Annotated in this window: 10 protein-coding genes; 7 read left to right on the top strand and 3 right to left on the bottom strand. The window is 49.1% G+C overall.

Annotated features, from left to right (window positions below):
- A partial coding sequence (locus KDK17_RS07275) for a hypothetical protein (RefSeq protein ID WP_257287723.1) occupies positions 1-4,547 on the top strand: 4,547 nt, incomplete at its 5' end.
- 42 nt (positions 4,548-4,589) lie between these two features.
- Here the strand turns inward: KDK17_RS07275 and KDK17_RS07270 are convergent.
- Positions 4,590-4,754 (bottom strand): hypothetical protein, encoded by a 165-nt coding sequence (locus KDK17_RS07270; RefSeq protein WP_257287722.1) that lies wholly within the window; start codon positions 4,752-4,754, stop codon positions 4,590-4,592.
- An 84-nt stretch (positions 4,755-4,838) separates the two neighbouring features.
- Here KDK17_RS07270 and KDK17_RS07265 point away from each other — a divergent pair, with 84 nt between their 5' ends.
- Positions 4,839-5,189, top strand: coding sequence for a hypothetical protein (locus tag KDK17_RS07265; protein ID WP_257255506.1), 351 nt, complete (start codon positions 4,839-4,841; stop codon positions 5,187-5,189).
- A gap of 69 nt (positions 5,190-5,258) precedes the next feature.
- On the opposite strand, the gene msrB is transcribed toward KDK17_RS07265, so the two are convergent.
- Positions 5,259-5,651 carry a peptide-methionine (R)-S-oxide reductase MsrB gene (gene msrB, locus KDK17_RS07260; RefSeq protein WP_257255512.1) on the bottom strand — a complete coding sequence of 131 codons (393 nt, stop codon included), beginning with the start codon at positions 5,649-5,651 and terminating at the stop codon, positions 5,259-5,261.
- 266 nt (positions 5,652-5,917) lie between these two features.
- On the opposite strand from msrB, the gene KDK17_RS07255 reads away from it, so the two are divergent.
- From KDK17_RS07255 to KDK17_RS07235, 5 genes are all read left to right on the top strand, one after another.
- Positions 5,918-7,132 (top strand): pyridoxal phosphate-dependent aminotransferase, encoded by a 1,215-nt coding sequence (locus KDK17_RS07255; RefSeq protein WP_257255507.1) that lies wholly within the window; start codon positions 5,918-5,920, stop codon positions 7,130-7,132.
- Positions 7,133-7,138: 6 nt separating this feature from the next.
- Complete coding sequence (locus KDK17_RS07250; RefSeq protein ID WP_257282020.1) at positions 7,139-7,645, top strand: hypothetical protein; 507 nt, start codon at positions 7,139-7,141, stop codon at positions 7,643-7,645.
- 100 nt (positions 7,646-7,745) lie between these two features.
- Positions 7,746-8,633, top strand: coding sequence for a protease HtpX (gene htpX / locus KDK17_RS07245; protein ID WP_257255509.1), 888 nt, complete (start codon positions 7,746-7,748; stop codon positions 8,631-8,633).
- A gap of 323 nt (positions 8,634-8,956) precedes the next feature.
- On the top strand, positions 8,957-10,102 hold the full coding sequence (gene rnd, locus KDK17_RS07240) for a ribonuclease D (protein ID WP_257287721.1): 1,146 nt from the start codon (positions 8,957-8,959) through the stop codon (positions 10,100-10,102).
- Between the two features lie 62 nt (positions 10,103-10,164).
- Positions 10,165-10,461, top strand: a complete 297-nt coding sequence (locus KDK17_RS07235) for a YcgL domain-containing protein (protein ID WP_257255511.1) — start codon at positions 10,165-10,167, stop codon at positions 10,459-10,461.
- A gap of 55 nt (positions 10,462-10,516) precedes the next feature.
- Here KDK17_RS07235 and KDK17_RS19500 read toward each other — a convergent pair whose 3' ends face one another.
- Positions 10,517-10,642: a transposase gene (locus tag KDK17_RS19500; protein WP_368736451.1), complete on the bottom strand. Its 126-nt coding sequence runs from the start codon at positions 10,640-10,642 to the stop codon at positions 10,517-10,519.
- Between the last annotated feature and the right edge of the window lie 79 nt (positions 10,643-10,721).

Here is a 10,721-nt window from a genome sequence, read left to right as displayed (position 1 = left end):
CGGGCGATCAGCCCCCTGAACTGCAACGTCTGGGTCAATCACTCTTTGTCAATGATGAGGCTCTTCTGGCGGCTGCCGCCTCTGCCTACATCCAGGTTCATGTCCTGGAAGAGGATTTACAACAGCAGGCGCTGAACGAACTATTGGCACACAACAAACCTGTCGGCTATGTTGTACATGTCGAGGATGACACACAGGTTTATCCTGTGCCTGCGGGTTACCCAAAGTTGGAAATAACAGAAGCTCCGGGAGAGGATATTGTTTTTCATGGTCAGATGCACAATCCGGGTGACGTCGCTCTTGTAGAAAACCTCTACAAACTCTGGGCAATAGCTGGGGTTAATAACCCCGCCCCTGCTGTCATAACATGGCTTCTCAGATATAAGATAAAAAACTACGAGTTCATCATTCGAAGCAGGCAGATGTCACTGCTGGAGGAGATTGTTGCGCGGCACGATGCTGGCATTGATAAAGATCAACCCACGATGCTTTCAGACGAAGACAAACTGGCGGTGCGTTCGCTTGCATACTACGAATCCCTTCAGCAGGCCTTGGCTCTGGCTACTCCAGATAACCCATGTGAACCAAGTGAATTTGAGTTCACACTGGAACACATCAGAGTCGCTTCATTAGTCATCACACCAACCCGGTTGCATAAGCAACTCGCAAAATACTTCAGCTTCAAGCCCGTGCTTAGAAATCTTCTGATGAACCCGCACTTTTTTCAGAATATTCGCAAAGTGATACCCGTTATCGGCGATATCAAACCAGCGGAGATCGATCCCGGAGTAGACGAAGAGTTTACTGCCAGAGTCATGACCGACATGGCCAGACAGCTGCTTGAGTTATCCGGAAACCTGGAGGAACTGCGGGCAAAACATGCCAGACCGGGCATCAGAACAGAAGCTGAAACAATAGCTGCGACCAAAGCTCTCGTTGCAACCATTGCCGCACATTTAAGCATTGAGGATTTTGATGACAATACAGATATTGACGATCAGCAAGAACGCCTGATTCAAAAACTGGAAACAATGAATGCTGAAGCGCAGAGTCTGCGTCAACAACTTAAGACTATGAGCATTCAACTCGATCAGGAAGATATTTACACCGATATTAGAAAAGGTGTCCTGGCTCAGGTTCTTGGTATTGATCCGAACGACAAGACCGCACTATCAGACCGCTCTGCCGTGGAGTCAGCTGTATATCACAAACTTATCAAGCTTAAATTTCTGGACACCTATGTGGATTACATAAGAACAGGCCACTCCGAAGTGATGCCTGAAGTCCTTGAGACATTGAGTGACGTGGAAAAAGCCCTTCAGATGAAAGCCCCTGATGAAAACGATGATGTGTACCTTCGTCGCCAAAGCATTTCTGAAGAGCTGCAGGAGTTCATCGCAAAAGCCAGACAACGGTCAGAGAAAAAGGCCCTTGACATACTGAAAGACATAGAAGGAATACTCGACATCAAAGTCAATGAAGAAGATGACAAAACAACAAGACTTATCAGGGTCCGAAGAATGTTTGACGGCGATGATCTCACAGATCATATGCTGGATAAGATAGATAACACCCTCTGGGCAGATGAAAACGCAGCTCTGGTCGGGAAAGGTCTTAAACTCGCCAGGCTTCTTGCGCATCTTCACTATAAAGTCGGAGGCCCTGAACCGGATAAGCAAGACAGAGAACAACAGACAGATCCGCTGGCAGAAGTAGAAGAAACACTCAACATCGCCTATGGAAAACGGAAGGACAGAGCAGCAAGACTTGCCATGGTTCTTAAAATAATGAACCACAATGACGCCGGAGAATACCTGCTGGGTGAGATAGAACAGGCCCTCTGGAAAGAAGACAGCAAAACGCTTGACGAGAGGGGTCTCAGACTCAGGAAGCTTGATGCGAGTCTTACTTATAAAGTCGAAGAACCGTACCACGATCAGCAGGTCAGAAAACGACAGACACGTTTGATTGCAGCCGTAGAGCACCAACTGAATATCCACCCTCTTGATTACGTTGCGGCTGTACAAAAAGTCAAGGCTTTCACAGCGAAACTGGCCAGTGATCTAATGATGAACTTTGACGAGGGTGCCAGCCTGTCTGACCGGAAGGATGCTTTAATAACCAGAATTCAGGCATTTCGGGATGAAGTCAACGAAGTCTATGAAGATGAAACAGTCAGGAGAGCGCGGAACAACGAGATAGCTCGTCAACTCAACATGGAAGACTATAAGGATGATGCCACTATAAACGACCAAAATAGTCGAATTAAAGCAAAACTCCAACAGCTGGACGAGGAAGTTATCAACACGATTCAGTCAGACGTTAATACGCGTATCACGGTCATTGAGAACGAGCTTGACAGGCATATGACACGCCTGGGGCCCAAGCCCCGATACGTCCTTGATCGTGAGGCAACCACAGCCAGACAAGCATTAGAAAAAGCTGAAAGTGAGTTGGTGACTGCTTATCGAAAGAATCGGGAACAGCCACGTCTGGAAGCAGCAATTGAAGCCAGGAAAGCAGACATTGAGAGAATGAAGTATGTCCTGAAGGCTGCCGAGCAAGCCGTCGAAAATGATGACGGTCCCTTCCAGTACACGCCGAGACAGGTAAAAGTTCTGACCGATATGCATGACTTCATCTATCAGCACGCTCTCAAGAAGCAGGCTCTGGAAGCTGCAATGGGTCTGGCAGCATCTGCAGCGAAAAGCGGTAAGGTCCCCCCCCTCCTTTCGACTTTCGATTTTGACGATGAATTTGCGCCCATTCGCCTGCAGGCAGCGGTCGGAAAAGATCTGACATTTCATCAGGCCAGTCGGATTGCAAGAGTCTTCAGGAACCTGATGAGGAGTTTCCCTCCCCACTCTTCCGAGCTTGTAGATGATCAGCCTCAGAGTATCCTGGAAGAGGTCCAGATTCTGGTGCAGAGAGTCAGAAATGAGATGGGTAAAGGGGCACTTCAATACGACGAAGTCATTAACGGCATGGGCAAAATAGCCATTCACTTCGTCAAGTATGAAGAAGATGACCTGAAAAGCTTCCTGGAATACCTGGCTACCCGTTCTGCCAGTGGTAACAAGATAATAGCTCTTCTGCATGAAGGTCTGATCAGCAAGGTTGAACTTGAGAATTACATAAAGGCCGTCAGAGGTGTTGATGGTTATCAGACAGTGGCTGAGTTTGAACACTTCCTTGGTTATATACACGGTGTCAAGGTGCCAGAGTTCAGGAAGGTTGTCCAGATGCTGTCCGATGAGGGTGCTGAGCAATTCATGCGGATTGCTTTTGCTCCTGTGACTGTGACCGCAACTGGCCCGGCGGGTATGAAAGAGTCTGTTGCCGGCATGAAAGAGTTCGCAGCAGCTATCATCGCCAACTACGTGCTTGATGATATTGCCTTTGAAAATGGCCGCAGGACGGCAGCATTTCTGGCCAACGTTCAGGATACCCTGGCACCTTATGCCAATGCGGCTGGCCTGTCTGAATCAGACCTGATCCAGGCTATCCATGACACATTGATGCAGGTTCATGCCGAAGCAGTTGAGCGACAGCTGCATGATTACTGGATCAAACCTTCAGCTTTTCTGGTACAGGCGGTCACCTGGTACTACTCCAGCTACAAACCCCTACTGGTGACCCGGACCGCCCTGGAGGCTGCCAAAACTTCCCTCTCAAATATTGCGTTCCTTTACCTTCTGGACCTGACCAACAGGGGTGATTACACGCACAGGATGCTGACACCTTTCCAGCACTGGCTGGAACGCTTTGGCGTTGATCTTGACCGAACCGACCAATATGCCTACCACAGCGGAATTGAAAAAATCTCCGAAGTGGGTGGGCTGGCCATGCCATTGGGCAAGGCCGCTTCCTCAGTCATTCTGCTGAGAACCGGCTCTATGCTGTTTGCCAGACAGTGCCATGCCAATCCTCAGATGTATCGCAGCATTTTTCGTCTGGTGCCCGAAATAGTCAAATCCATGGGTTCCGGACAAGGGGTTCAGATACCGCTGCTGCACAGGATCACCCCCGAAAAAGTGAAAACCCTGGCCTCAGCCACAGCCGGTCTGGTGCTGGGCCCGGTAGCCACGGCCGGAGCATACGCCCAGGGTCTGATATCCGGGTTTACCTATGCTCAAACCTTCGGGTTCGCTCTGGCGTCGAGTCTCACTTTCGACTTCTTTATGAACGACAATAAGATGCTCACCCAATGGCTGGGTGGCCCCCTGGGTCGAAGCCTTGACAAGATCAATCGCTGGCGAGGCACGGGTGAAACGGAAGCTGACTATGTGAAACGTACTGCCATTGCCACGCCTCAGCGCTTCAATGAAACAAATGAAGAGTATGCCAACCGTGTTAAAGCAGACAACGTGATGTTCGGCTGGACGCGGAACGAGCATTATCAGCAGTTCCGTGAACGACGTGATCAGACCATGAAGATGTATAAGCATGGCTGGGAGAAATACTTCAGGGACAATGTGCCTAAATGGTCATTCTCCCATACAGAAAGTATTCCTTACTCTTACACCCTGGGTACCTTCTTCGAATGACAACATGTTCATGATAAGAGAAATACGCCTCAATCAAGCTTTCTATCCACGGCCATGAAACCAACACAGGCTGGTCTTGAGGCCTTCGATCTTGATGAAGCTCCGGGTAATAACTATAAGAATACCCACGGCGAACTTTGATATCAGGGACCAATAGGTCCCCCCATCATCGCCACCCAAAAGAAGCCAGTATGGAGAGGGATTCATACAGCTTTCTTTTGATCAGGCTACCGATTAACCCTTATCAGAAGGTATGAATGAATGTATTCCTTGCGTGAAAAAACAGTTCGAATGAATAACTCTCAGATAAACTCAGAAAAAGAGACACTTAACTGGCTGACTGACACTCTCTATGCCCTCGGGAAGCCAGAGCTATTAAAGTGTATATCTGTCAGAAAACTCTACTCTTCTGCTGTTCCGGCGGCCTCGTTCATGGCCATATTACTGGCGTTGGGCTTTGCCACTGTGAACCATGCAGACTGGAGTGATGCAGAGGAGGACGGCGATCAACCTTTCACTGAACAGTTCATAAATGAAGATGATGATTCAGGGATTCCGGAACCGGCTCCCGATGAACCGGACCTTGATGAAATGGAAGATCAGGGGGAGCTGGAAGGTTACGACCCCGAAGAGGCAGATTAGCTCCGGCTCCGACCCGGAGATTTTGTGTAAGAGCTCAAAACCTCTGGTGTGCACTGGGTTCTGGACAATTCAGTTGTCCTTTTTGAACTGAAGAGCGACCGAATTCATACAGTATCTCAACCCTGTGGGCTCAGGCCCGTCTGGGAATACATGCCCCAGATGCGCGTTGCAGGCAGAGCACACCACTTCTATCCGGTCCATACCCAGACTTTTGTCTTCAATGTATTTTACCGCCTCTTTATCCACTACTTCCCAGAAGCTGGGCCAACCACAACCTGCATCAAATTTAGTAGTGGATTCGAACAATATTTGATCACAACAGACACAGCTATAACGACCTTCACCATCAAAATGAACGTATTCACCAGAAAAAGGTCGCTCAGTACCCTTCTGCCGACAGACGTGATACTGCTCTTCGGTCAGCTCTTCCTGCCATTGGGCATCGGTTTTTTCAACTTTCATACCAACTCCAGCTTCCATAACGGAAATATCCGGGTTTAAGCCGTGCACTGTTGCCTTAAAGCGATCATAATGCCTGCCAGAGAGAACATTTTTTACCCGCTCTTGTCTATTTATAGTCAGGTTGATGATATTCCGGAGAATCATATGACCTGACCCATAACAATCAAGGCACTGACACCACTCATTGATGGAACAATACTCAGGCTGCCCCGGATAACAGAATACAAAAAGACAATCGGCCTTTCATCGGCCACAGGAAAAAAACCATGAAGGATATTGAGAAGTCCCTGAAACTGGAAAACGTCTGCTACGAAATACGTGGTCCGGTATTGCGCGAAGCCAGAAGACTGGAAGAGGAAGGCCAACGTGTTCTGAAACTCAACACCGGCAACCCTGCACCTTTCGGCTTTGATGCACCTGAAGAGATTATTCAGGATGTCATTCTCAACCTTCCCAACTCCCAGGGCTATACCGACTCCAAAGGTTTGTTTTCGGCGCGCAAGGCTGTGATGCACTACTGTCAGCAGAAAGGTTTTCCCGGTGTCGAGCTGGAAGACATTTTTATCGGTAATGGCGTCAGCGAACTGGTCGTCATGGCCATGCAGGGCTTGCTGAATAACGGTGATGAAATTCTGATCCCGGCACCGGACTACCCCCTCTGGACTGCAGCTGCCAACCTTTCAGGAGGCAGAGCAGTTCACTACCTCTGTGACGAGCAATCTGACTGGTATCCGGACCTGAATGATATTCGCAGTAAAATCACCGCCAAGACCCGGGGCATTGTTGTCATCAACCCTAACAATCCTACGGGTGCCGTTTACCCACCTGAGCTGCTGCAGGAAATCATCAAGATTGCCCGCCAGCACAGCCTGATTGTTTTTGCTGACGAGATCTATGACAAGATTCTCTTTGACGGGACAGAGCACACGGCCATGGCTTCTCTGGCGGATGATGTGTTCATGATTTCATTCAACGGGCTCTCCAAGTCTTATCGTGCAGCCGGCTTTCGTTCTGGCTGGATGGTCGCCAGCGGTCCCAAACATAAAGCCAGAGATTATCTGGAAGGCCTGGAGATGCTGGCCTCCATGCGCCTGTGCTCGAACGTTCCTGCCCAGCACGCTATTCAAACAGCACTGGGGGGTTACCAGAGCATCAATGACCTCATACTTCCCGGCGGCAGACTTCTGGCACAGAGAGATGTGATCTATGAGCGCCTGAATCAGATACCCGGCGTCAGCTGCGTAAAACCCAGGGGAGCCCTTTATGTGTTCCCGAAACTGGACCCGAAAAAATATCCGATTCACGACGATGAACGGCTGGTACTGGACTTGCTGATTCAGGAAAAAATCCTGCTGGTGCAGGGTCGCGCCTTCAACTGGCCGAACCCGGACCATCTCAGGATTATTACCCTGCCCAGAGTTGAAGATCTGGAGATGGTGGGCGATAAACTTGAACGATTCCTTAGTAGGTACAAACAATAATAAAGAGTGTTCAGTCAACCCTGGCCGTTACACAACGGCCCATATGATACTGATCACAGGATTCTGGAAACCAACATTCTGAACATGGCTGACATTCACATCGACGATTTTTTTCATGACTGTGCCAAGACCCTGGTACATCTCTATAATGTCTTCCCAAGACAGACCTCTCTGTACGTCGACGACATTATTTCCCCCGAGCCAGTGGATGAATTCGGATTGCCCGGAAAACGGCATCAAGCCTGTTTTGACAGTTTTCTCTGGCTGGCACGGGAAGGTTATATACACTATGCCGAGAGAGTTCGAATGCAAGGGCTGGATCAGGTGGTTCTGACCGAAAAAAGTTTCCTCAGGCTCAGTATGCCAAGCCTGACGACCGAACTTGAAGACCTGCCAGAACCGATTCTTATGAAAAAGGGGACTCTGGGCTGGCAGTTTCGTGAAACATTAAAATCCGGGAGTACACACCAGCTAAACCAGCTCTGCCAGCAATTTTTTACTGATAAAGCCTGATGAACTGTAAACAACTGTAAAATGGCTGAATGAGGATTGAAATCCGAACTCTGCGCCTCCATATTCCCAGTGTCCAACCAGAAAAGGTAACCATTCGGTAATGAAAAGAATTCTGCTATTTCTATTAACCAACCTTGCTGTCATCGCAGTCGCCAGTATCACTCTTAACATCCTTGGCGTGGGTAGCTACATCACAGCCCAGGGACTCGATATGAAGTCGCTGCTGGCTTTCTGTGCAGTTTTCGGTTTTGCCGGTTCATTGGTTTCCCTGCTCCTTTCCAAAACCATGGCCAAGATGGGCACAGGCACCCAGATTATCGATCAACCCCGTACGGCCCAGGAGCGCTGGTTACTGGATACGGTTAAGGAACTCTCTGAAAAAGCCGGCATTGGCATGCCGGACGTGGGGATTTTCCCCTCTCCGGAAGCCAATGCTTTTGCCACCGGCTGGAACAAAAACGCCTCACTGGTTGCCGTGAGCCAGGGCCTGCTCGATCGCTTCAGCCCAAGAGAAGCAAGAGCCGTAATCGGTCACGAAATCGGTCACGTTGCCAACGGTGACATGGTGACGCTGGCACTGATTCAGGGAGTTGTGAACACCTTTGTGATGTTCTTCGCCCGCATCATCGGCTACGCCGTGGACAGCTTCCTCCGTCGTGACGAAGAAAGCAGTGGCCCGGGTATCGGCTTCTACGTCGTAAGTTTTATTGCCGAGATCGTGCTGGGTATTGCCGCCAGCGCTATTGTGATGTGGTTCTCTCGTAAACGTGAATTTCGTGCCGATGAAGCAGGTGCCGAGCTGGCAGGTCGTGGCGATATGATTGCCGCCCTGGAGAGACTGAGAGCTGAATACGACGCCCCTAGTGCAATGCCTGCCACCATGACGGCCTTCGGTATTCGCAAGAATGGCCAGGGTGGATTAGCCGCCCTGTTCTCAAGCCACCCTCCGCTTGAAGATCGAATTCAGTCTCTGCAATCCCATCGCTGATGAGATTTCTTGCTTTAAAAGGCTCGCTGACGCGGGCCTTTTTTTCTGAAAAACAAAACCGTAACAGCTCCAGACAAGAACAGGATTTTACTATGAAAGCACTGCTGCACTTCGCTTGTCAGCCATTAACGCAGAGAGCAAAGGCGGGATCAGCCCTCGGGTTCCGGGAACCTTTCCAGCTCTCCCATGCAGAGGATCTGTTTTAAGACGCTTGGTTGCCATCGGCAACAACCTCTTTTCTAAACCAGAGACCGGAGAATATTACTTTGGCTTCAGAGACAAGCTCTTTATAATAAGCTTTTATTTCTAATCCAGCTGCTTATATGCCTATTGAACATTCTGATCCCATCTGGGTTCTCAACAGCGAAAGCCTTGACCACTATTGCCAAAGGTGGCTTCAGCTGGATGCCATCGCACTGGATACCGAGTTTATTCGAACCGATACCTTTTACCCTATTCCCGGACTTATTCAGGTGGGTACCCGTGATAAGGTTTTCCTGATTGACCCGCTCAGCATTCAGGACTGGAGTTCCTTTGGCTGGGTTCTGCAATCTGAATCTGTTGTCAAAGTCCTTCACGCCTGCGGTGAAGATCTCGAAGTTTTCAATATTCTGACCGGTTGCCTACCTGTTGCATTGCTGGATACACAGCTTGCTGCAGCCTATGCAGGGCTGGGACATTCATTAAGCTATCAGAATCTGCTGAAAACGCTTCTGAAAGTTGACCTCCCAAAGGATGCTACTCGTTCAGACTGGCTTCAGCGTCCACTGACTGAAGCCCAGATCAGCTATGCCACACTTGATGTCGTGCATCTGCTGGAAGCGTACGAGCTATTACTCGAAAAACTGGAAGGCAAGCCTCAGTTGCAATGGCTCAAAGAGGATTGTGATGCCTTACTCACTTCGCCATTGTTCCCTATCCCCAACGAAATCTGGAAAGATGTCAAGCGTGCCTGGCAATTGCGGCCTCAACAGCTGGCGGTTTTACAAAACATCTGTGAATACCGTGAAATGGAAGCCCGAAAGAGTAATACACCACGCAACCGGATCATCCCCAAGGGATGCCTGTGGCCAATTGCCCGTTATATGCCAGACAATATGCGTTCACTCTCTTCCATTCAGGATATGAAACCCAAGACCCTGAGAAAATACGGCGAGGTTATTCTGAATCTGGTCAGACAAGCCAAAGACAGCCCGGAAGCTGACTATCCGGATCAACTCCCTGCTCCTCTGCCCAAAGCCGCCAGAAACTATAACAAACTGATCAAGGCCTGGGTGCATCACAAATCGGATGAGCTGGATATGCCTGTAGAGTTGTTATTCCCGGGCAAAATGTCCAACGCTCTCTTACGTCAGTGGCAGAGCAGTGGCCGTTTTTCGATACCAGAGAGCATTAAGGGCTGGCGACAGCAGGTAATTGCCGAGCCCTTAATTCTGGCACTGAAAGAGTACAAAGAAGACCAGAGATAACACAGGATACAAGTACCTGTTACTCTTCTGGTCCTGAGCATCTTCAAGATGGTATTGATATTATGTCTAAAGTCCTTGCCTCCATTTTCAAAAGTAGCAAACACAACGAAATGTACCTCTACGTTGACAAACGCAACCAGCTGGAGAAAATACCCGAAGCGCTTCATCAGGCCTTCGGTAAAGCCGTTCATGTAATGGATATTCTGCTGACACCCGAGCGCAAACTGGCCAGGGCTGACATTGAAAAAGTGATGTCCGAGCTTCAGGAAAAGGGTTTTTACCTACAGATGCCTCCAACCGAAGCAGACTATATTCAGCACCTTCCTGAAGAACTGCTGAGCTTTAACGACCCGGTATGAAAACAACGCTGTTCACTTAATTAGCACCTTAACGAGGGTTGATGATTTCATAGTGCTACATGAGCATTAAGAACTGCTTGTTGAAGAAGATTTCCTTCCATGTCATTTTGTCATCGGTTAACCCGCCGCAGGTGATTGAAATACGGACGTGAACATTGCACTTCAGATCATGCCCGGACATGTGCAGTACCTTTCCCTCCTGAGCCTGTGACAAGCAAAATCAATCACTTGACTTTGCATCATCAAGCTTTCGTTTTCGG

The sequence above is a fragment of the Endozoicomonas sp. SESOKO2 genome, from assembly GCF_024606245.1.
Lineage (GTDB): Bacteria > Pseudomonadota > Gammaproteobacteria > Pseudomonadales > Endozoicomonadaceae > Endozoicomonas_A.
The sequence above is the reverse complement of the archived record's forward strand: the minus strand, read 5'-3'. Positions and strand labels throughout refer to the sequence as shown.